At 63.8% G+C, this 21,028-nt stretch carries 24 protein-coding genes; 17 read left to right on the plus strand and 7 right to left on the minus strand.

Features of this window, described 5'->3' with window-relative positions; genetic code table 11:
- Positions 1-20 precede the first annotated feature (20 nt).
- Complete coding sequence (locus tag DCY11_RS04375) at positions 21-947, minus strand: histone deacetylase family protein (protein ID WP_108683664.1); 927 nt, start codon at positions 945-947, stop codon at positions 21-23.
- Between the two features lie 125 nt (positions 948-1,072).
- Between DCY11_RS04375 and DCY11_RS04380 the strand changes: the two genes are divergently transcribed.
- The 3 genes from DCY11_RS04380 to DCY11_RS04390 are packed head-to-tail and all read left to right on the plus strand — an operon-like array spanning position 1,073 to position 4,200.
- Positions 1,073-2,023, plus strand: a complete 951-nt coding sequence (locus DCY11_RS04380) for an L-threonylcarbamoyladenylate synthase (RefSeq protein ID WP_108681368.1) — start codon at positions 1,073-1,075, stop codon at positions 2,021-2,023.
- Positions 2,024-2,032: 9 nt separating this feature from the next.
- The gene (locus DCY11_RS04385; protein ID WP_108681369.1) at positions 2,033-3,484 is read left to right on the plus strand and encodes an FAD-binding oxidoreductase; all 1,452 of its coding nucleotides are present in this window, start codon (positions 2,033-2,035) and stop codon (positions 3,482-3,484) included.
- Positions 3,481-4,200, plus strand: a complete 720-nt coding sequence (locus tag DCY11_RS04390; RefSeq protein ID WP_245409442.1) for an O-methyltransferase — start codon at positions 3,481-3,483, stop codon at positions 4,198-4,200. Before DCY11_RS04385 ends, DCY11_RS04390 begins: the two co-directional genes overlap by 4 nt.
- A gap of 3 nt (positions 4,201-4,203) precedes the next feature.
- Here DCY11_RS04390 and DCY11_RS04395 read toward each other — a convergent pair whose 3' ends face one another.
- Both DCY11_RS04395 and DCY11_RS04400 read right to left on the minus strand, forming a co-directional pair.
- Positions 4,204-5,088, minus strand: coding sequence for a polyphosphate kinase 2 family protein (locus DCY11_RS04395; protein WP_108681370.1), 885 nt, complete (start codon positions 5,086-5,088; stop codon positions 4,204-4,206).
- A 27-nt stretch (positions 5,089-5,115) separates the two neighbouring features.
- On the minus strand, positions 5,116-5,814 hold the full coding sequence (locus DCY11_RS04400; protein ID WP_159079797.1) for an SOS response-associated peptidase: 699 nt from the start codon (positions 5,812-5,814) through the stop codon (positions 5,116-5,118).
- Between the two features lie 109 nt (positions 5,815-5,923).
- On the opposite strand from DCY11_RS04400, the gene DCY11_RS04405 reads away from it, so the two are divergent.
- The 3 genes from DCY11_RS04405 to DCY11_RS04415 all read left to right on the plus strand — a co-directional run bounded on the left by DCY11_RS04405 (position 5,924) and on the right by DCY11_RS04415 (position 7,504).
- Positions 5,924-6,490 (plus strand): hypothetical protein, encoded by a 567-nt coding sequence (locus DCY11_RS04405; RefSeq protein WP_108681372.1) that lies wholly within the window; start codon positions 5,924-5,926, stop codon positions 6,488-6,490.
- Between the two features lie 97 nt (positions 6,491-6,587).
- A complete protein-coding gene (locus tag DCY11_RS04410; RefSeq protein WP_245409443.1) occupies positions 6,588-7,154 on the plus strand; it encodes a TIGR02301 family protein in 567 nt (188 codons plus the stop codon).
- Positions 7,155-7,243: 89 nt separating this feature from the next.
- Positions 7,244-7,504, plus strand: coding sequence for a hypothetical protein (locus DCY11_RS04415; RefSeq protein ID WP_108681376.1), 261 nt, complete (start codon positions 7,244-7,246; stop codon positions 7,502-7,504).
- An 11-nt stretch (positions 7,505-7,515) separates the two neighbouring features.
- Here the strand turns inward: DCY11_RS04415 and DCY11_RS04420 are convergent, their stop codons facing one another.
- On the minus strand, positions 7,516-8,163 hold the full coding sequence (locus DCY11_RS04420) for a LysE family translocator (protein ID WP_141702012.1): 648 nt from the start codon (positions 8,161-8,163) through the stop codon (positions 7,516-7,518).
- Between the two features lie 150 nt (positions 8,164-8,313).
- Between DCY11_RS04420 and DCY11_RS04425 the strand changes: the two genes are divergently transcribed.
- Positions 8,314-8,913 carry a hypothetical protein gene (locus DCY11_RS04425; protein ID WP_108681378.1) on the plus strand — a complete coding sequence of 200 codons (600 nt, stop codon included), beginning with the start codon at positions 8,314-8,316 and terminating at the stop codon, positions 8,911-8,913.
- A gap of 15 nt (positions 8,914-8,928) precedes the next feature.
- On the opposite strand, the gene DCY11_RS04430 is transcribed toward DCY11_RS04425, so the two are convergent.
- Positions 8,929-10,272, minus strand: a complete 1,344-nt coding sequence (locus DCY11_RS04430) for a dihydroorotase (RefSeq protein ID WP_108681380.1) — start codon at positions 10,270-10,272, stop codon at positions 8,929-8,931.
- A 76-nt stretch (positions 10,273-10,348) separates the two neighbouring features.
- Between DCY11_RS04430 and DCY11_RS04435 the strand changes: the two genes are divergently transcribed.
- Both DCY11_RS04435 and DCY11_RS04440 read left to right on the plus strand, forming a co-directional pair.
- The gene (locus DCY11_RS04435) at positions 10,349-11,233 is read left to right on the plus strand and encodes a folate-binding protein YgfZ (RefSeq protein ID WP_108681382.1); all 885 of its coding nucleotides are present in this window, start codon (positions 10,349-10,351) and stop codon (positions 11,231-11,233) included.
- Entirely contained in the window at positions 11,230-11,811 is a 582-nt protein-coding gene (locus tag DCY11_RS04440; protein ID WP_108681384.1) for a DNA-3-methyladenine glycosylase I, read from the plus strand. The genes DCY11_RS04435 and DCY11_RS04440 overlap by 4 nt, the downstream gene beginning before the upstream one ends.
- 13 nt (positions 11,812-11,824) lie before the next feature.
- Here the strand turns inward: DCY11_RS04440 and DCY11_RS04445 are convergent, their stop codons facing one another.
- A complete protein-coding gene (locus DCY11_RS04445) occupies positions 11,825-12,064 on the minus strand; it encodes a DUF2188 domain-containing protein (RefSeq protein WP_045365262.1) in 240 nt (79 codons plus the stop codon).
- A gap of 192 nt (positions 12,065-12,256) precedes the next feature.
- On the opposite strand from DCY11_RS04445, the gene DCY11_RS04450 reads away from it, so the two are divergent.
- From DCY11_RS04450 to DCY11_RS04485, 8 genes are all read left to right on the plus strand, one after another.
- A complete protein-coding gene (locus DCY11_RS04450; RefSeq protein ID WP_371515031.1) occupies positions 12,257-12,871 on the plus strand; it encodes an HD domain-containing protein in 615 nt (204 codons plus the stop codon).
- Between the two features lie 43 nt (positions 12,872-12,914).
- Positions 12,915-13,490, plus strand: coding sequence for a tyrosine phosphatase family protein (locus DCY11_RS04455; protein ID WP_245409444.1), 576 nt, complete (start codon positions 12,915-12,917; stop codon positions 13,488-13,490).
- A 3-nt stretch (positions 13,491-13,493) separates the two neighbouring features.
- Positions 13,494-14,519 carry an NAD regulator gene (locus tag DCY11_RS04460; RefSeq protein ID WP_371515032.1) on the plus strand — a complete coding sequence of 342 codons (1,026 nt, stop codon included), beginning with the start codon at positions 13,494-13,496 and terminating at the stop codon, positions 14,517-14,519.
- Between the two features lie 97 nt (positions 14,520-14,616).
- A complete protein-coding gene (locus DCY11_RS04465) occupies positions 14,617-15,798 on the plus strand; it encodes a PQQ-dependent sugar dehydrogenase (RefSeq protein ID WP_108681388.1) in 1,182 nt (393 codons plus the stop codon).
- Positions 15,795-16,199 (plus strand): hypothetical protein, encoded by a 405-nt coding sequence (locus tag DCY11_RS04470; RefSeq protein ID WP_108681390.1) that lies wholly within the window; start codon positions 15,795-15,797, stop codon positions 16,197-16,199. Before DCY11_RS04465 ends, DCY11_RS04470 begins: the two co-directional genes overlap by 4 nt.
- A gap of 85 nt (positions 16,200-16,284) precedes the next feature.
- The gene (locus tag DCY11_RS04475) at positions 16,285-17,211 is read left to right on the plus strand and encodes an ABC transporter ATP-binding protein (protein WP_108681392.1); all 927 of its coding nucleotides are present in this window, start codon (positions 16,285-16,287) and stop codon (positions 17,209-17,211) included.
- The gene (locus DCY11_RS04480) at positions 17,208-17,969 is read left to right on the plus strand and encodes an ABC transporter permease (protein WP_108681394.1); all 762 of its coding nucleotides are present in this window, start codon (positions 17,208-17,210) and stop codon (positions 17,967-17,969) included. Before DCY11_RS04475 ends, DCY11_RS04480 begins: the two co-directional genes overlap by 4 nt.
- A gap of 118 nt (positions 17,970-18,087) precedes the next feature.
- Complete coding sequence (locus tag DCY11_RS04485; RefSeq protein ID WP_108681395.1) at positions 18,088-19,479, plus strand: APC family permease; 1,392 nt, start codon at positions 18,088-18,090, stop codon at positions 19,477-19,479.
- On the opposite strand, the gene DCY11_RS04490 is transcribed toward DCY11_RS04485, so the two are convergent.
- A complete protein-coding gene (locus tag DCY11_RS04490) occupies positions 19,476-20,969 on the minus strand; it encodes a L,D-transpeptidase family protein (protein ID WP_159079798.1) in 1,494 nt (497 codons plus the stop codon). The genes DCY11_RS04485 and DCY11_RS04490 overlap by 4 nt on opposite strands.
- Positions 20,970-21,028: the final 59 nt, after the last annotated feature.

Raw genomic sequence — 21,028 nt, forward strand, 5'->3', positions numbered from 1 at the left:
AGCGGTTTCCCTTCTCTGCCTCAAGCGCCCATCAGAGTCTTGACGTGGACAGCGGCGGACGAGGCCAGGGCATCGAGATCGTAACCGCCCTCCAGAGTAGAAACGAGTTTGCCGCCCGAATGTTTCGCCGCGACCTCCAGCAACTGCTCCGTGATCCAAGCAAAATCCTCCTCCTGCAGGCGGAGTTGGGCCAACGGGTCCCTCAGATGGGCATCGAAACCGGCCGAGACAAGCACGAAGTCAGGGGCAAAGGCGTCGAGCGCCGGGGCAATCTGCGTCGAGTAGGCCGCCCGGAAGTCCTCGCCGTCGTCTCCAGGGGCGAGTGGCGCATTCCAGATATTGCCGACCCCCGTCTCGTCCTTGGCCCCTGTCCCCGGAAACAAGGGCATCTGATGGGTCGAGCCGTAGAAAAGGTCCTCGTCGGTCCAGAACGCGGCCTGGGTGCCGTTGCCATGATGGACGTCGAAGTCGATCACGGCCACGCGCTCGGCGCCGTGGGCCTCGCGTGCATGCAGCGCCGCGACGGCGACGGAATTGAAGAGGCAGAAGCCCATGGCGCGGGACGGCTCGGCATGGTGACCCGGCGGGCGCACGGCACAGAAAGCATTGTCCGCCTTGCCGGCCACCACCTGGTCCACTCCGTGGAGCACCGCCCCCGTGGCCCGCAGGGCCGCCTCCCAGCTCCCCGGCGACACCACCGTGTCCGGGTCCAGCCAGCTATGGAGTTGTTTGGGAATCGCGGCACGAACGTCGGTGACATAGGCCTTGGGGTGCAGGCGTTCGATCGCAGAAAGCTCGGCTAGCGGGGCCTCTTCCCGCTTCAGATCCGCGAAGTCCTCGGCGCTAAGGGCTCGCTCGATGGCGCGCAAGCGGTCGGCCTGCTCCGGATGGCCGTAGCCCGTGTCGTGCTCAAGGCAGGCCGGGTGCGTGAGAAGCAGCGTCGTCATGCGGTCCTTGGTGTCTCCCGCCCCCATGATACCCCGTTTGAAGCGCCGGGCCAGTGCGACCGCACACGCTCGCTTGACCTCACCGGACGGACACGCGACATGGAGCCAGAGAAATCGGACGCACCATGCCTGTTCTTCCCGCCACAGACGAAACCATCGCCAGCGCGGCTCAAGCGCTCGCCGCCGGCGGCCTCGTCGCCTTCCCCACCGAGACCGTCTATGGCCTCGGCGCCGACGCCCGGGAGGCGAGCGCCGTTGGCAAGATCTTCGCCGCGAAGGAACGGCCTCAATTCAACCCGCTGATCGTGCATGTGCCGGATCTGGAAACGGCCGAGAGCTTGGCCGAGTTCGGCACCGAGGCACGGGCGCTTGCCGCCGCCTTCTGGCCCGGGCCATTGACGATCGTGGCGCCGAAACGGCCCGAAGGTGGGATTGCCGATTTGGTCACGGCGGGGCTCGGCACGGTCGCGTTGCGGGTTCCCGCCCACCCTGTCGCGCGCGCGCTACTCGAGAAGGCGCGCCTGCCGATTGCCGCGCCCAGCGCCAACCGTTCGGGACGCATCAGCCCGACGGAAGCCGGCCATGTGGCGGCGGAGCTCGGCGAGGTTCCGGACATCATCCTGGATGGCGGTCCTTGCGCGCGCGGCCTTGAATCGACCGTCGTGAGAGTGGTGGGGGATACCCCGACTTTGCTCCGCCTCGGCGCGGTGCCGCGGGCCGAGATCGAGGCGGTCTTGGGTCACACCATCGACCTTGCGGCGCAAGACGCGCCGATCGCCTCACCCGGTCAGCTCGAACGCCACTACGCGCCGCAAACGCCCGTACGGCTCAATGCAACGACCATCGCGCCCGGCGAGGCGCTGCTTGCCTTCGGTCCCGATATTCCGGACGGCGCGGATACAACGATCAATCTCAGCCCCGCGGGCGACCTCACCGAGGCCGCGACGCGCCTCTTCGCGGCGATGCGCACACTCGACGAAAGCGGGGCGCGCGCCATCGCCGTGATGCCCATTCCCGAAGAAGGACTTGGGGAAGCGATCAACGACCGCTTGCGGCGGGCCGCCAAGGCGCGGTAGCCCTGTGCCATGAGCCCTGACGCACGCCCCTCGACGACGAAGCTTCAGCCGCCTTCGGCGGAGACGCTGACCGCGCTTGAGACCATTGTCGGCGAAGAACATGCCCTACGCGATCCCAAAGACATGGCGCCCTACCTCACCGAGTGGCGCGACAGGTATCGCGGCAAGGCGGCAATCGTCGTCAAGCCCGGCTCGACGGACGAGGTCGCGGCGGTACTGAAATGCGCCAACGAGGCGCGGGCCGCCGTCGTGCCGCAAGGCGGCAATACGGGCCTCGTGGGCGCGCAGATCCCTGATGAGAGCGGGAGCCAGATCGTGCTCTCGCTGGAGCGTCTCACGCATATTCGCGACGTGGATCTGGCCAGCAATACGATGACGGTTGAAGCCGGACTGACGCTGGCCGATGCCCAGCAACGGGCCGAAACGGTCGGGCGCTTGTTTCCCTTGAGCCTTGCCTCCGAGGGCAGCTGCCAAATCGGCGGCGTCCTTTCGACCAACGCCGGCGGTCTGGCCGTGCTTGCCTATGGAAACGCGCGGGATCTCGCGCTTGGGCTCGAAGTCGTTCTCGCGGACGGGCGCGTGTGGCACGGCCTCAAAGCCTTGCGCAAAGACAACACGGGCTACGACCTAAAGAATCTCTTCATCGGCGCGGAGGGAACGCTCGGCGTGATCACGGCGGTGGTCTTGCGCCTGTTTCCCCGTCCCGCCGAGAGGGTCACCTGTATGGCGGGTTTGCGCGACCTTGAAAGCGCAACCGAGCTTCTGGCCCGGATGCGCGACGCGGCCGGCCCCATGCTCACCGCTTTCGAGATCCTGCCGCGCATCGGCCTCGACTTCGCGATCAAGCACGGTACGGGCCTTCATGATCCGCTCAGAGCGCCCCACGCCTGGTACGTGCTCCTCGAGGTTTCGAGCCCCCTCGCCGGCGAAACGGTCCATGACCTCGTGCAGACGCAACTCGCCGGCGCCATCGAAACCGGGGTGATCGAAGACGCCGTCCTGACGACGTCCGACCGGCAGACGGGCGAGCTGTGGAAGCTGCGCGAGGTCATGAGCGAAGTTCAGAAATACGAAGGCGGCAGCATCAAGCACGACGTGTCGGTTCCCATCGCGCATGTGCCGGAGTTCATCGTCCGGGCCAACGATATCGTTGAGTTGATGATCCCCGGCGCACGGCCCGTTCCCTTCGGCCACCTCGGCGACGGCAACATCCACTACAATGTCAGCCAGCCCGTCGGCATGGACAAGGATGTGTATCTCGCGAATTGGGAGGCGCTCAACGCTGCAGTCCACGAGATCGTTCTCGATCTCGGCGGCTCGATCAGTGCCGAACACGGGATCGGGCGCATGAAGCGCGACCTCCTTCCCCACGCGAAAGGCGCCGTCGCGATCGACCTGATGAAATCGATCAAGGCCAGCTTCGATCCAAACGGCATCCTCAATCCAGGGAAACTTCTATGACTCAATCCGCGCCGCCCGAGAAACCGCCCTACATGACCCAGGACGACAAGTGGCTCGCGATCGACGACTACATCGTCGAGAACTTCCTGGAGGCCGACCCGGTCCTCGAGGCGGCGCAAGCTGCCTGCGACGCGGCGGGTCTGCCGCCGATTCAGGTCGCGCCGCTCCAAGGCAAGCTGATGATGATGCTCGCGAGGGCTCTTAACGCACGCAAGATCCTGGAAGTGGGAACGCTCGGCGGCTACAGCACGATCTGGCTCGCGCGCGGCCTTGCGGAAGACGGCCACGTGACGACGCTCGAACTGGATCCGCGCCATGCCGAAATCGCCGAAGGCAATTTCGAGAACGCCGGCCTCGGCGACAAGATCACCGTCCGCGTCGGCCCCGCGCTCGATTCCATGGCCGCGTTGCACACGGAAGGTGCCGGGCCGTTCGATCTCATCTTCATCGACGCCGACAAGCCGAGTACGCCGGACTATTTCGACTGGGCGGTGAAGCTCGCCCGGCCCGGGTCGTTCATCGTGGTGGACAATGTGGTGCGCGAAGGTGCGATCCTCGCTGCGCAAAGCGACAACAAGCACGTCAAAGGTTTACGTGCGTTCTATGCGCGTGCGGCAGCCAATCCACACGTGACCGCGACCGCGTTTCAAACCGTCGGACACAAAGGCCATGACGGCCTCGCGATCGTGCAGGTGATAGAGGCCCCCTCGGACTAAGGGCTACTTCTCCTCGTCCAACAGTTCCTTGTGCGCGGCATCAATCTCCGCCGCGTCCTCGCTGGACATCTTCGGGAAGCTGGGATCGAGCGCCTTGATGTGTTCGGACAGCACCCCCGCGACGACAAGCCGGGCAAACCACTTCTTGTTACAGGGCACCACGTACCAGGGAGAGTGCTCCGTCGCCGTGCTGCGGATCATGTCCTCATAGACGCTCTGGTACTTATCCCACAGCCGGCGCTCGGCGACGTCGGCGGCTGAAAACTTCCAGATCTTGTCGGGATCCTCCAAGCGCGCGAGCAGGCGCTCCCGCTGCTCCTTCCTTGAGATGTTCAGGAAGAACTTGATCGGCAGCGTTCCGTTTCGCGACAAGTGCCGCTCGAAATCGTTGATGTCCTGATAGCGCTCTTTCCAAATGTCCTTCGTGACGAGTTCGGGGGGCAGGTTCTGGTTCTGAAGCAGATCCGGATGCACGCGCACGACGAGCACGTCTTCGTAGTAGGACCGATTGAAGATGCCGATATGGCCGCGCTGGGGCAACGCGCGATAGGCGCGCCACAGATAATCATGCGCCAACTCCAAGTGACTCGGCTGCTTGAAGGAATGCACCGTGACCCCTTGCGGATTCACGCCCGTGAGCACGTGTTTGATGATGCCGTCCTTGCCGGCCGTATCGATCCCCTGCAGCACCATAAGCACCGCCCAGCGGCCTTCCGCGTAAAGGCGCTGCTGGAGTCGAGACAAACGTTTGACGCCGAGCTCGAGCAGTTCCTCGCCGTCCTTCTTGCTGAAGTCGACATTGCCCGAATCGTCGGGGTCGTAGTCCTTAAGCTTGAAACTGTCGCCCTTGGTGACGCGGTACCGATCGAGAATCTTGTCTGGCAGCATTTTCTTCCCCCCTTATCGCGTAACCGCCTAAAGCAACGGCGGCTGTGACGACTTCTTCTTGTCGTCTTTTCCCGATCCCTTCGTTCCAGACTTCGGCTTTGCGCCGACTTTTCCATGCAAGGGAATCGCCTCCAGCAGATCGTCGGGTGCCGGGCCCGTCATGGCAAGGGCTTCCTCGGCGCTGACATCCTTCGTGTCGAGCCACGCATCGTAGCAGTCGGGCGCGAGAATGACGGGCATCCGGTTGTGCAGCGAGGCAACCGTCGCATTCGGTTCGCAGGTGAGGATCGTCGCCGTATCGATCACGCCGCCTTCCGGTTCGCTCCAACTTTCGTACAGCCCGGCAAAGGCGAACAGATGCGGCGGCTCCGGCCGCAGATAGTACGGACGGCGCTGTCCCTTGGGGCCGGTCCATTCGTAAAAGCCGTCGGCGGGGATCAAGCAACGGCGACGGCGCGCGGCATTGCGAAACGACGGCTTGGAGAGAAGCTCCTCGGACCTGGCATTGAACAGTGTCGGGAACGTCTTCGGATCCTTGACGAAGTGCGGCAGCAATCCCCAGCGCATCAAACGAAAGCGCCGCTCGCCTTCCGCATCCAGAAGCACGACGGCGATCGGTTCAGTCGGCCGGATGTTGTCGCGCGGCGGAAAGTTCGGCTTGTCGCGATAGCCGAAAAAGGCGCGGACGGCCTCCGGTGGCGTGGTCAGATCGTAACGAGAGCACATGGTGACGCGCCGATGAGTCCCAACCGTTGTTAACCAGATGGAAACCATAATGCCGCAACTCTAGATCGAGGAGCGACACATGATTTTGCCAAGGAAAAGAGAGCCTAACGTGACCCGCCCGGAAATCCAGGAAGACGTGAGCCGCGACGCGATCGCCGCCGCATTTCAGAACGCCATGGCCAGCCACCTGCGCTCCCATGTCCCCGGCACGAACATCAACGAACAGACCTTTCTGGCCTCGGACTACCTCAATCAATTCCACGAACTGGTGATGCTGTTGGAAGCGCTCCCGGTCGACCCGTCCGCGTTCGGACCGGACCTGCACCGCTGGCAGGCGGTGGACTACGAGGAGCATTTCAACCGCTCCGCGCTCGACAACAAGGACCTTGCGATTGCAGCCTATCGCCGGGCGCCGGAAAAGGTGCGCGAACAGTTCGATTCCGCGGTCGCGCGCCTCCAGGCCGAGGCGCTGAGGGTCGTGGCCGCGGTCGGTCAGACGCTCGACAACCAGAACGACCTCACAATGACCTGCTCGGGAGCGGCATCGCGCCTGCGGGTTCTCATCGACGACGCCAATGCCATCGCCAACGGCTATGTCTCGGACGGCGATGGCGGCCAGGGCGCGAAACGCGGCCAGATCACGATCGATACGCTGTTCCGGCTGCGCAAGCGCTAGGGTCCGCCGCCTTCAGGGCGGGCCGCGCCGCACGGCGTGGCTAGATTTCACCATGAATTGGCGTTAGTCAGACCTTATGGGACGGCTGGCGAAACCTTTGGCACTGCTTCTGTGCGGGCTCTTTTGGGCCGGTACGGGCACGCTGGCCTATGTTCCGCCTGCAAATGCTCAGTTTTTCTGGTTCTTCGACAAGCAAAAGCCGAAGAAGCAGCGCCGTGCCGCACCGCGCCGCGGTTACGACCTCCCGAAAGTGACGCCGCCGGCGGAAGAAGTGCTGGCCCCGCCGCCGCCCGACGATCGGCCCTATGACGAAAATCTGATGCGTTTGGCAGAAATTCTCGGCGCGGTTCACTACCTGCGCGAACTCTGCGGCGCCGGCGAGGGACAACTCTGGCGCGATCAGATGAACGAGATCCTGCGGAACGAAGGGACGACCGCCGTCCGCCGCGCCAAGCTGGTCAACAAGTTCAACGACGGCTACCGGGGCTACCGCCGAACCTACCGGACCTGCACCGAGTCGGCCACGCGGGCCGCGAGCCGTTTCTCGACGGAAGGCGCCGAACTCGCGACTGCGTTGTCGCAGACATCCGTGTTTGCGAGCGCTTCTCAGCCGCGGGTTCAGGCCACGCAGTCTGACGACGGCCCGAACGCGGCCAGAAATTAACCGTTAGTTTACTCTCCTCGAAAGGACGGGCGGCACGCGTTGTAAGTGTGTCGGGCGAAATGGTTTCGCCTTTCGAGGGAGTCCCGCGCTTGAGCACTGAATTCGGCATCGAACAGCACGGAGAAGACGGAGAGGTCCACAAGCAAGCGGCTCTGCGCTATATCCTCGATGCTTGGGAGGACGCGCTCCATGATGGCATCGAGCCCGAGATGCTGGCCAATGCGGCTCTGTTCGCTGCTCTAACGGATCTGATCGACGTCTACGGCGAGAACGCCGTCGCCGAGATGACGTCCCGGCTCCCGCGCCGCATTCACCACGGCGAGTTCACCTTGCGGCGCACGGCGCAATAGCCCGCCACGCTCTAGCGGAAATACCGGACGCCGATCTCGACGATCAGAGCGACCCCGAAACCGAGCAGAACAAGACCGGCGATCCGATTTATCAGTTTCAAGCGGTTGTCCGTCAGCTTGTGGCGGATCGTGGCGATCAGTTCGGACAGGCCGAGCCACCACAACAAGCTGCCGCCCATCACCGCCGCGACGAGAATCAGCGCCTCCAGATTGGTGTTGAGGCCGCCGATGAGCGATCCCAGACCGCCGATCATGGCCGCCATGCCCAACACCGCGCCGGGATTTGTGACGGTCAGGATGAACGTCTGGGGGATGATGCCCATGTGCTCGAGGATGTGGGAGCGCTCGTGGGGCGGGGTTGTCATCACCGGCCGCGTCACAAGGAGCGCGACGCCGAACGCCACGAGAAGCACGCCACCGATCAATTGAATCGTATCGCCGTAGGCGAGGATCACATCCGAGATCGCCGCGATACTGAACGCGCCCGCAGCCGCGAGGAGGCCATCGCCAAGAACAGCGCCGATGCCTGCTGCGAGACCACCCCAAAAGCCGTTGGCCACGGCCCGCTGGATCACAAGGACATTCACGGGCCCGATCGGCGCCGCCATCAACAAGCCTATTCCCAGCCCGGCAAGCACGAGCTGGATGGCGGACAGCACAATTTGCGCGCCTGCTTCCAAAGTCCAAGGACCTATTCGCTGACTATCGATCGGGCTCGATCGCCACGATCCCGCACCTGATTCTCAGCGACCCGAACTTGCAACTGACCGCGGTTCTGCGAGATTGACCCCAATTGTATGGAGTCTGGCATGAACGTGCGGAAAAACGTGGTCATGGTCGCCCTCGCGGCATTGGTAACGGGCGGCGCGTTGCTTGTCTACGGCTCGGGGAACACGGTGGCCGCGAGCGACAAACTGCCCGACCCCGAGGCCGAAGCGGCCCAGGCCCGCACCGGACCCGAGGTGCTGTACGACACCACCGCCACCCCGAAACTGGTCCGGCGCATCCTCAAAATGATCGTCCTTGCGGCCGAGACCGGCGACATCGAGGAGATGCGGGCCGTGCTCGAATCGAACGAATTGAAGCCGATGGTCGCGGCCAAGCATGTCGACGACCCGATCGCCTATTGGAAGGCGCAGTCCGTGGACGGGACCGGGCGCGATGTTCTCGCAAACATGCTGGACATGCTGAGCACCGGCTTCGTCCTGACGGGCAAAGGCGATACCGGAATGTATGTCTGGCCGTATTTCGCCGAGATCGATCTCACCACGCTCACGCCGAAGGAACAGGTGGAGCTCTACCGGCTGGTCCCACCCAAGCAGGCCAAAGCCATGATGGCGTCGGGCAAGTACACCGGCTACCGCCTCGGGGTCGCGCCGAACGGCATTTGGCACTACTTCATGAAATAAGCGCGCCGCCTGACGCTAGTTCGTCCCGCCTTGCGGGAATCCCTCGTCGAAGCGCACGGCCTGACCGCGTGCCGCGCCGAGTTCGCCTTCCCACATGGCCAGATGCCCCCGGATCACGGTGCCGATCGGCCAGCCTTGCACCTTTCGGCCCGCGAAGGGCGTCCAGCCGGCCTTGCTGCCGATCCACGCATCCTCGATGACGCGTTCGGCCTTCAAATCAACGACCGTGAAGTCGGCATCGTACCCGACGGCGATGCGGCCCTTGCACGTGGTTCCGAACAGGCGCTGCGCCCCGGCACTGGTGAGGTCGACAAAGCGGGCAAGGCTGAGGCGGCCTGCGTTGACGTGATCGAGCATGATCGGCACCAGCGTCTGCACGCCGGGCATGCCGGACGGTGTCGCGGGATAGGTGGCCGCCTTCTCTTCGAGCGTATGCGGGGCGTGGTCCGATCCCAGGATATCGACGACGCCCTGCTCCAGTCCCCACCACAACAGGTCCTGATGTGCCCGGTCCCGGATCGGCGGGTTCTGCTGAACCTTGGTCCCGAGGCGCTCATAGTCCTCCGGGCCGGCGAGCGTCAGATGTTGCGGCGTGACCTCCACCGTCGCCACGTCCTTGTGGTGCGACAACAGCTCCATCTCGGCGCCTGTCGACACGTGCAGGATATGGATTCGCGCGCCCGTCGCCTGGGCCAGCCGAATAAGTCGCTGCGTCGACTCGAGGGCAGCCACTTCGTCCCGCCACTCGTAATGACTGGTCGGGTCGCCCACGCGGCGGATCGGGAGCCTTTCCCGCAAGCGGGACTCGAGCTCCGAATGAATCGAACAGCGGCGGCGAATGGTGGAGAACACCTGTGTGAGGGTTTCGTCGTCCTCGACCAGAAGGTCGCCCGTGGAGGAACCCGCGAAGATCTTGATGCCGGCCGCGCCCGGAAGCCGCTCGAGTTCCGCGAGATCGGCGGCGTTCTCGCGCGTCGCACCGACGAAAAACGCAAAGTCGCAACACATGCGATTGGTGCCCGCGGCGACCTTTGCTGCCAGAGCCTCGGCGCTCGTGGTGGGTGGGCTCGTGTTCGGCATCTCGAAAACAGCCGTGACACCGCCCAGAACCGCGGCGCGGCTTCCCGTTTCCAGATCCTCCTTGTGCTCCATGCCCGGCTCGCGGAAATGGACCTGGGTATCGATGACGCCCGGCAGAATATGGAGGCCATGCGCGTCGACCGTCTGGTCCGCGCGACTTGCGTCGATCTCGCCGATCGCGCGAATTCGCCCATCGCGCACACCGATATCGACAGGCGCTTCGCCAGTGTGGTTTACTACTGTTCCGCCCTTGAAAAGGATGTCGAACGTCTCAGCCATTGCGTTTCGGCTTCTCCTTGTGGGGCAACCGCCCGGCACCTAGATAGTCATCGCTTTGGTAGCAGAAGGGCACCCCATGAGTCATCGCGAACAAGAAATCTGCCACACAACCTCCCTGACCGATCGCGGGGTGTTGCGCGTTTCCGGCGCCGACGCCAAGACATTCCTGCAGGGCTTGGTCACCAACGACTTGAACAAGACCGATGACGGCGGCGCCATCTTCGCGGGGTTCTTGTCGCCGCAAGGAAAAATCCTGTTCGATTTCTTCGTTGTGCCGGACGGGGAAGGTTTTCTGCTCGAGGCGCCCACGGAAAGTCTCGAAGCCCTCGCGAAACGCCTGTCATTCTACAAGTTGCGCTCGGCCGTCACGGTCGAAGCAGAGCCTGCCTGGACCGTCGCGGCGGCCTGGGGCGGCACGCCCACCCTGCCCGATGGCGCCCTCGCCTTCGCAGACCCCCGGCTGCCGGAGCTTGGCCTGCGTCTCCTTCTGCCCGACGGCGTTGCCCTGGACGAAGCGGCCTGCTCGCCCGCGAGCGAAGCCGACTACCACGCCCACCGCATCGCGCTCGGCGTTCCCGAAGGCGGCCCGGATTACGCCTATGGCGATACCTTTCCGCACGAGGCTCTCTACGATCAGCTGGAAGGCGTCGACTTCAAGAAGGGCTGCTATGTGGGCCAGGAGGTCGTCTCCCGCATGCAGCATCGCAGCACCGCGCGAAAACGCGTGGTCCCCGTCGACGGCGATGCTCCCTTGGAGCCGGGCGCCGAGGTGGTGGCCGGCGCGGTGCAATTGGGCACCATCGGTTCCGCGCACGGATCCCATGGGCTCGCCTTGCTCCGGCTCGACCGGCTGGCTTCGGCCAAGGCGAAGGGCACGACCCCGCAGGCCGGAAGCACGACGATCACCGTCCGCCTTCCCGCTTTCGCGACATTCGAGTTGCCGGTGGCCGAGAGCGCATGAGCACCGGCGTTCCCTCCCGCTGTCCTTGGCCCGGGACCGATCCGCTCTACGTGGCCTATCACGACGAGGAATGGGGCGTGCCCGAGTACGATGACCGGGCGCTCTACGAGAAACTGATCCTCGATGGGTTCCAGGCGGGCCTCGCCTGGATCACGATCTTGCGCAAGCGCGACGCCTTCCGGGAAGCCTTCGACGGCTTCGCGCCGGAAAAGATCGCGCGCTACAACACCAAGAAGGTGGAAGCGCTGATGAGCGACGCGGGCATTGTCCGCAACCGCCTCAAGATCGAAGGCGCCATCAAGTCCGCGCAAGTCTGGCTCGACATGATGGAGAACGGCCCCGGCTTCTCGGCCTTCCTCTGGGACTTCGTGGACGGAAAGCCGGTAATCAACCGCTTCAAGTCAATGCGCGACGTCCCCGCCGAAACGCCCTTGTCGCGCGCGATGTCGAAGGAACTGAAAGCGCGGGGCTTCAAGTTCTGCGGCCCCACCATCGTCTATGCGTTCATGCAAGCGACCGGGCTCGTCAACGATCACTTGACGAGTTGCCACCGGCACAAGGAATGCGCCGCCCTTTAAATTGCCCTGAGGACTAGCCGCGTCCGCGCGGGTCCATGCTGCGCGGGTAGGTACGCTCTTCTTGAATCTTGCCGTCGCGTTTTCTGATCCGTACCGAGCCCATCTTCTTGACGGCCCGCTCCAACACGCCGCCCTTGGTCGCGTCGGCCTTGGTCTTGAATCGTTTTACGACTTCTCCAGAACCCTCACGCTTCAGCTCCCACTTCTTGTTCTTGTCGTTGTAGCTGAGCGAGAATCTCGGCAACTTCGCCATGTCGCGTTCTCCCAATCGTGCTTGGTCGTTCCTCTAAATATTCGCGAGGCCGTTATGATTGGCATCCATGCGTTGCATCGTCCATGTCTTTTTTGGTCGGCCCTCGTCCAGTAGCGGCGATCGTTCGGCAGGACCTGTTTGACTTGTGCGCCGCGTTGCGATCAGTTCGCGCCGAACAACGAAGAGAGAGCATTGAACGCCGCGTCCAACACTCCACTGCCCCGCGCTTGGCAGCGCATGCTGAGCGGACGGCGGCTGGATCTTCTCGATCCCTCTCCGCTCGACATCGAGATCGAGGACATCGCGCATGGGCTCGCGCGCGTCGCGCGCTGGAACGGCCAGACCCGGGGCGACCACACGTTCTCGGTGGCCGAGCACAGCCTTCTCGTGGAGGCGATCGTGCGGGACCTCTCACCGTCTGAGCCCGCCGCGCATCAGCTCGCCGCGCTGCTTCACGATGCACCCGAATATGTCATCGGCGACCTGATCAGCCCCTTCAAGGCGGCCTTGTCGCTGGACTACCGCGTCTTCGAATCGCGGCTCCTCACGGCGATCCATGTCCGTTTCGGGCTTCCGACCGAGCTTCCCGACGAGGCCGGCCAGCTCATCAAGCGCGCCGATAGGATCGCCGCCTATTACGAGGCGGTTGGACTTGCGGGCTTCTCCCAGGCCGAAGCCCGGAAATTTTTCGGCCAGCCAAAGGGCCTAAGCCCTGGTCTTGTCACGACTCTGACCGGGTTGCGCCCAGTTCCGGCGTCAGAAGGTGAGGAGAGGTTCTTGAAACGGTTTCACGAGCTTGCCAGATGAATAGCGTACAGACGGTAGGCGAATCGCTACAGTAGAGAGGCTCATGGATACTCTGACGTTCGACAGTGATCACCAGGTGGAGCCGGAGACGATGTCCCCGGATACCGTCCTTGTGTGCCCCTTGAGCCATGTTCAGGCGACCGTCGCGACAGCGCGCGTGAGCCATTTGGTGACGCTGATCAATGGGGAGACCCTGATCGACACGCCCGAAACCATCGTCCACGAGCGGCATTTGCGCCTGGCCATGAACGATATCGCCGAACCGCGCGATGGCCTCGTGGTCCCGAGCGAGGACCATGTCGCCAAGCTCATCGAGTTTGCCGGCGACTGGGATCAAAAGGCGCCGCTGCTCATTCACTGCTGGGCCGGCATCAGCCGCTCCACCGCCGGCGCCTTCGTCGTTCTCTGCGCTCTCAATCCGCATGCGGATGAGCATTCCCTGGCGCGCGCCCTGCGCCGCGCCTCCCCTACCGCCTATCCCAACCGGCGGATCGTCGCGATCGCCGACGAGGTTCTTAGCCGCGGCGGCCGCATGAACGCCGCAGTGGAACATATCGGGCGCGGCCTATTGGCCGAAGAAGGCAAAGTGTTTTCACTACCCGCCAGACACGCGGTCTAGCCCATGGCGAGCGGGCGGCGCCATAACGCGGCTGCCGAGACCCATTCGGACGGCAACCCGTCCGCGACCAATCCGCAGATCGAACTCGGCCTCAACGCGGCGATCGTCATGGTCCAGGACCAGCAGCCGCATATTCTGGTGGTGCGGCCGGGCATAGCGGGCGCGGATCGCCGGGACGCCCTTCCCTTCGGTCCTTTTGCGCCGCGCGCCCATCGCACGCTTGAAATCGGGCTGCGTGAATGGGTCGAGTGGCAGACGGGCATCGAGCTCGGCTACGTCGAACAGCTCTACACATTCGGCGACCGCGGCCGGCATGCGGAGCCGGGCGGTGCCCACACGCTTTCGGTCGGGTATCTGGCCCTAACCCGCGGAACGTCCGCAGACATGCGCGGCGCGCACTGGTCTCCCTGGTACACCTATTTCCCGTGGGAAGATTGGCGCGAGGGGAAGCCTCAAATACTCACCGAGGAGATCGAACCGCGCCTGAAGGCCTGGGCCGAACGGCCCCCTTCCCCCGGCGAGCCGGACCGGCCCTTGCGCCGTCCCGAGCGCCTCAAGATCGGCTTCGGCATCGGCGGCGGCTGGGACGAAGAGAAGGTTCTGGAACGCTACGAGCTGCTCTACGAAGCGGGCCTCGTGGAGGAAGCCCGGCGTGACGGCCGATCGGCGGCGAACCGCTGGGGCGATCTGCCCGAACTCGGCCGCTCCATGGCGCTCGACCACAGGCGCATTCTCGCAACCGCCATGGGCCGCGTCCGCGGCAAGCTGAAATACCGGCCTGTGGTGTTCGAACTGCTCCCGCCGGAGTTTACCCTTTACGACCTGCAAAAAACGGTGGAGTCGATCTCCGGCAGGCTGCTGCACAAGCAGAACTTCCGGCGGCTCGTCGAAAAAGGCGGGCTCGTCGAGCCGACCGGGAATGTCTCGACCGAGACGGGCGGACGCCCGGCCAAGCTTTACCGCTTTCGCCGCGAGGTCGTCCTGGAGCGTCCCGCTCCCGGGCTGCGCGTGAGCGCGGGCCGGAGCTAGCCCTGAGGCCGCACCTTGGCCCCCTTGAACGGGGGGCCTGGAACAGCGACATTGCAAACGAGACGTTCCGAGCCCCTTTTTCGAGTATTGGCCACCGATGACACCGCCTCGCCTCACAGGCCTCCGCAAGACCGCTGCGCACTACGCCCTTGCCGGACTGATCGCCGTCCTGGCCCTCGACTTGGGACCTGCCGCTGCCCAGCAGCATACAATCGACACTGAAGCCGGCCCGATCAGGGTCGAGACCGTGGCGGAGGGGCTGAAACACCCCTGGGGCATGGCATTCTTGCCGGACGGCCGCATGCTGGTGACCGAACGGCCGGGAACGCTGCGTTTGGTCGATGCTGACGGGACCCTGTCCGAACCCCTGTCCGGCGTGCCCGAGGTCGTGGCCCAGGGCCAGGGCGGCCTGCTCGACGTGGCGCTCGATCCCACGTTTATGACCAACAAGCTCATTTATCTGTCCTATGCGGAAGCTGGAGACGATGGAGTCGGCACGACCGTTGCCCGAGGCCGGCTCGAAGACGGCGGGCTGACGGACCTCAAGGTGATTTTTCAGCAGACTCCGAAGGTGAAGGGCCCCAATCATTTCGGGGGCCGCCTGGCGTTCGCTCCCGACGGCACGCTCTTCATCACGCTCGGCGACCGCTTCAAGTTCGAACCCGCGCAGGATCTTTCCAGCCACCTTGGAAAAGTCGTCCGGATCAACCCGGATGGGTCGGTGCCGCAGGACAATCCCTTCATCGGGCAGAAGGACGCACAGCCCGAGATCTGGTCCCTCGGTCACCGCAACGTGGAGAGCGCGTCGATCGACCCGCAGACGGGCAAGCTTTGGACACTGGAGTTTGGTCCCAAAGGGGGCGACGAGTTGAACCGCCCCGCTCCGGGCGAGAATTACGGCTGGCCGCTGGTCAGCTGGGGTACGCATTACGACGGGAAGGACATTCCCAATCCGCCGACGCGGCCGGAATTCGCCGATGCCGTCCGCCAGTGGACGCCCGTGATCTCGCCGTCCGGCGCGACGTTCTATACGGCCGAGCCCGTTCCCGGTTGGACCTCGGAAGCCATTGCCGCCTGGGCAGGCGATCTGCTGGTCGGCGGGCTGTCCTCCGAGAGCATCGTCCGGCTCAGCATCGATGGCGACAAGGTCACCGGCGAGGAACGGATTCCGCTCGGCATCCGCATTCGCAACGTGGTGCAAGGGCCTGATGGCGCCGTCTATGCTCTCACCGACGAAGATGACGGGAAGATCCTGCGCCTTACGACAGAGGATCAATGATCCCGCCTCTTTCGATCGGCTTTATGGGTCTTTTTGGCCGTTCGCCGGCATTGCGGACATTCGATGCGGATTTGCGCGCGCTCGACCTGCATCCGAAGCTGGTGCCCGAAGCCGTCAAACTCGCCGCCCTGCGCATCCTGATGGCGAAGACGGATGGCATGAGCCTGTCGGACAAGGACAGCCGGGCGGCGGCCGAACTCCTCGCCTACTGCATGGTGGGGGACGAGCCCTTCGCCACCGCCAACGGCGTGCATCTCACGCAGTCAGTCGAGAAGCGGATTGACCTGGCGCTCGACGATGATACGAGTTCCGACGCAAAGCTTATCCTCTTGGCTCTTCATGCAAATGTGATCCAGCCGAGCGTCATCGAACGCTATAGGTTGGAAGCCGATTCCGGGTGAGTCGGCCCGACGCCCAGCCCTAGACACCACAGCACGCAGTTTCGCTCTGCACGCTCCCACCCTCAACGCACACCTGCCTCCAACCATGTCGCAGATCATCTCTATTCAAGGCCTGTCGAAGACCTACAAGTCGGGCTTTCACGCGCTCAAGAGCATCGATCTCGAGATCGAGAAGGGCGAGATATTCGCGCTGCTTGGACCGAATGGGGCGGGCAAGACCACGCTCATCAGCATCATCTGCGGCATCGTCACCCCGAGTGCCGGCACGGTCGCGGTCGACGGACACGACATCATCACGGACTATCGCGCCACGCGGTCCATGATCGGCCTGGTTCCGCAGGAACTCACGGCCGACATGTTCGAAACCGTCTGGGCCACGGTATCCCACAGCCGCGGTCTGTTCGGAAAATGGCCGAATCCCGCCCACATCGAAAAGGTGCTCAAGGATCTCACTCTCTGGGACAAGAAGGATTCGAGGCTGATCACGCTCTCGGGCGGCATGAAGCGCCGAGTCCTGATCGCAAAGGCGCTCTCCCATGAACCGCAAATCCTGTTCCTGGACGAGCCGACGGCCGGCGTGGATGTGGAACTGCGCAACGAGATGTGGGCGCTCGTCAAGCAGCTGCGGGACTCGGGTGTGACCATCATCCTGACGACGCACTACATCCAGGAGGCCGAGGACATGGCCGACAGGATCGGCGTGATCAACAAAGGCGAACTCGTTCTCGTCGAGAACAAGAATGAGCTGATGCACAAGCTCGGCCAGAAGCAACTGACGCTCCAGCTGCACGAGGCAATCGACACTGTTCCCGCCGCGCTGAAACAGCATCAACTCGTGCTCGCGAAGGACGGGCACGAACTGATCTACACCTATGACAGCCAGGGCGAGCGCACCGGTATCACCCATCTGCTGACGGACCTCTCCGACGCCGGCATCCGCTTCAAGGATCTCGACACGTCGCAGAGCTCGCTCGAAGAAATCTTCGTCGACCTGGTGAGGCGCGACCAATGAACCTTCCCGCCATCGTCGCGATCTACAAATTCGAAATGGCGCGCTGGGTCCGCACGCTGCTGCAGAGCCTGGTCTCGCCCGTTATCGCCACCTCGCTCTACTTCGTGGTGTTCGGCGCGGCGATCGGCAGCCGCATCAGCGAGATCGACGGTGTTCCCTATGGCGCGTTCATCGTGCCGGGCCTCATCATGCTGAACCTGCTGACCCAGAGCGTGGCCAACGCCTCCTTCGGCATCTATTTCCCGCGCTTCACGGGGACGATCTACGAGCAGCTGTCGGCGCCATTGTCGCCGGTCGAGATCGTCTCCGGCTATGTGGGGGCGGCCGCGACGAAATCTATCATTCTCGGGCTCATCATTCTCGCGACGGCAACCCTGTTCGTCGATATCAGGATCGACCATCCCGCATGGATGGTGTTCTTCCTCGTGCTGACCGCTATCACCTTCAGCCTACTGGGCTTCGTGATCGGGCTTTGGGCCGAAGGTTTCGAGCAGCTTCAGCTCGTTCCACTCCTTGTGATCACGCCACTGACGTTTCTTGGCGGAACCTTTTACTCGCTCGACGTGCTGCCCCCGGTTTGGCAGAAAATCTCGCTGCTCAACCCGGTCGTCTATCTCGTCAGCGCATTCCGCTGGAGTTTCTACAGCACTTCGGATGTCCGCGTTGAGGTGAGCCTTGCCATGATCGGCCTGTTCCTGGCCCTGTGCCTCGCTGCGGTCTGGTGGGTGTTCAAGACCGGCTACCGTCTCAAGAGCTAGCCGGGCAACATGTGCTCCTGGCCGTCTACCGGTGAATCCTGTGGAGCGCGACGCATCACGCAACCCAGCGCACCCGCCGCCATAGGCGATGGGTCGTGGCCATGGTACTGAACGAACCATGGCGGACCTTCAGCCCGAAACGGACCAAGACGGTGACCCGACACTGAATCGGTCGATCGGACCGGTTCAGATGGCACTTTATGGGCTCGGCAGCATGCTGGGCGCAGGCATCTACGGCCTGATCGGCAAGGCCGCGGGCGAAGTCGGCAACGCCGTTTGGCTCGCCTTCGTCGTCGCACTCATCGCTGCCCTGCTGACGGCCCTGTCCTATGCTTCGCTAGGCTCACGCTACCCGCGCGCGGCGGGCGCCGTCTACGTGGCGCAACGGGCTTACGGCTTTCCGCTTCTGAGCTTCATGGTCGGACTGGCGCTGGTCTGTTCGGGACTGACGTCGATCGCCACACAATCCCGGGTGTTCGGCGCGAACTTCCTTGAGCTTTTCGGCCTGAACGGCCTGCCCGTCGCCGCCATCGCCCTGTGCTATCTGTTCGGGACGACCGCGATCATCTTCCGCGGCATCCAGGAAGCCATGTGGGTGAACGTGCTGTGCACCGTGGTGTCGGTCGCCGGCCTGCTTCTCGTGGTGGCGGTGGGACTGCCCTATTGGGGCTCGGTCGACTATTTCGAAACGCCGCCCGTGGCGGATGGCGACTTGACGTTCCTCATCGTCATTCAAGGCGCCGTGCTGGCCTTCTTCGCCTTTATCGGCTTCGAGGACATGTACAACGTCGCCGAAGAAGTGCGCGAGCCGGAGAAGACGATCCCATTCGGGCTGATATCGGCCATGGTGATCGCCGCTGTCGTTTACATTGCCGTGGCGATCACGGCCGTGTCGGTGGTGCCCTGGGACGAGCTGGCCGCGGCGCCCGGCCCCATCACCGAGGTCATGGCGCGCGCGGCGCCGATTGTTCCACCCATCCTGTTTACGGCCATCACCATCTTCGCCGTCGCCAACACAGGGTTGGTGAATTTCGTCACGTCCTCACGCCTGCTCTACGGCATGGCGCGGCAGAACCTCTTGCCCGATCACCTGGGCAAGGTGCACCGCCAGCGCCGCACACCCCATATCGCCATCCTGGTCTTGTTCTTGATCCTGGTCCCCTTGGCCCTTGTGGGCACGATCGCCGAGCTTGCCGCCGCCACGGTGCTGCTGCTGCTCACCGTGTTCGCGGTGGTGAACGGTTCGCTGTTCATCTTAAAGGGGCGCAAAGGCGAGCCGCCGGGCCGCTTCGAAATCCCGCGCATCATCCCGGCGCTGGGGTTCCTCGTGTGCCTCGGGTTGATCGTCGTGCGCGTGTCGAGCGGCGATTGGGAAGCGCCGGCCATCGCCGGCGGGCTCCTGCTCGCCTCTTTCCTGATTTACCTGCTGATGCGGTGGCTCGATCCTGACGCCATCAGCGAAATTGGCGAGGACGCGGCCGACGCGGAAGCATCTACCAAAAGCGCTTAAGGGCTCGTGGTCGCAAGGCTGCCGTTGATCGGCTTGCGCGCGGACTCGGGCGCCTCGGTGGACGGCGCACCCGCCGCTGGAGCCGACGAGGCGTCTTCGGCCGGGGCTGCCGCCGGAAGATTGTCCAGTTCGTAGACGTCCCCGAACGTCTTTACCGTGCCGTCATCACCGACCACGGCCGTGAAATAGGTCATGTGCACCGGGATCGGCTTCTTGAGGCTGACCCGGCTCGTCCTGCCGCTTGCGATTTGCTGACGGACGGTCGCGCTGCTGGTGTCATTGCTGGCCGCCAAGATACGCGCGGCAAGGTCTTCCGCGTTGTCGACACGGGGGTCCTTGGCGCCATCGGCGCGGTTGTCACGGGCGAACTTGCCGCCAAACGTCGTGGCCCGCATGAAGACCTTCCGGTCGTTCGGAAAGAGGAACTGCACGTTGCCCATGATGTTCGTCCGGCCGGGCTTCTGCACGAAGGTGAGACCGGACAGGTTGGTCTTCCTCCAGTCAATCGTCTTGGGGTCGACGGTCTTGCCGCCCTTCTTCACCGTGATGCCGTATTGATCCAGAACGGCCGTGTTGGCGGTGCCGCCGAAGAACGACCCGCTGCCACGCAGCTTGGGCAGCACGTCCCGGCGGATCACGGCGGATGGCACGATACGTTCCGGATTGAACACGATCTCCGTCATAGCCGCCGAAAGCACCGGGGTCGGCGATCCCGTGGCGCCGACGATGGCCTTTTCGGACTCGACCGTCTTGCCGTCTTCGACGGCGTACACCATGAACTCGGGAATGTTCAGCCAAACGTAGGTCGCGCCGAGGTCTTCTGGCATCCAGCGCCAGCGATCCATGTTCCGCCGCAGAAGCAGGTCCTCGTTCTCGGACTTGGCATTGGCGAGCGCTTTGCGCAGCCGGACGAACTGCTCGTGTTTCGGATGAAGCTCCACAAGTACCTCATCCGGTGCAGAGGCGGTCGAGAGTGCCTTCAGCACCTCGGCCGGCGGGCGAATGATGGGCTCGTGGCTATAAATAGCATTGATGCTCTTCGGTTCGGCGAGACCACCACGGGCCGCGCGCGCATATTTCAATGCAGCGAGGCTGATCGCCAATTCCGTGGCTGCCTGGTCCTCCGCCGTCCCCGGCTTGTAGTCTTTCGGCGGCACGGGGAAAGCGGTTGGGTCGAGCCCCCAGCTATCCGCTTTTCCGATGAACTCCAGCAGCGCCGCGCCGCGCTCCGAGAATCCAACGGTCGTCAGCCACAATGCCGGGCCGGTTCGCGTCCGATAGAATTCGGTGAGCGCCGCAACATCGTCCGCATGCTGTCCTTTTTCCAAGCTGGGCTTGTTGAGCTGCACCTTGATCGCATCCGCGATCATCAATTCTTCCGCCGGCGGCTCGGCGTCTTCTTCCTCGACCTGCACGTCAACCGTGCCGGTGCCCGGATGATCGGGTATTTCGAGAATGACGGTGTCGTCCGCGCGAGAGGATTGCGGCAAGGAAACTGTCAGGAGGCCGAGTGGGAGCGCGAGGGCGCATGGCCCCAGCCGTTTAAGGA

Source organism: Methyloceanibacter sp. wino2, from assembly GCF_003071365.1.
Taxonomy (GTDB): domain Bacteria; phylum Pseudomonadota; class Alphaproteobacteria; order Rhizobiales; family Methyloligellaceae; genus Methyloceanibacter.